Consider the following 258-nt stretch of genomic DNA (forward strand, 5'->3'; position numbering starts at 1 on the left):
AAGTCAGCACACACGCAATTAAGCGACGATCCAGTTTAAGCTTCACAAATACGCCCAAAAGAGGTGGAATCAAAATTGGAATAAAGGCGATATGAACAGGAATTACGTTCTGAGAAGACATGGTTACGAGCACTAACGCCACTAATACAGCGTATTTAAGGCCAGTAGTCGATGCCGCACTTTCTTTGCCGTTTAGGCGTTTAATCACGCTTTTTGCGAGCAGGTCAGTGATACCAGATTTAGAAATGGCAACGGCGA

At 44.2% G+C, this 258-nt stretch carries 1 pseudogene; it reads right to left on the reverse strand.

From position 1 onward, the window contains the following. A pseudogene (locus IEX97_RS13225) lies at positions 1 to 258 on the reverse strand (sodium:proton antiporter); the annotation flags it as partial.

The organism is Paenalicyclobacillus cellulosilyticus (assembly GCF_014647315.1).
GTDB classification, from domain to species: Bacteria; Bacillota; Bacilli; order Alicyclobacillales; family Alicyclobacillaceae; genus Alicyclobacillus_J; species Alicyclobacillus_J cellulosilyticus.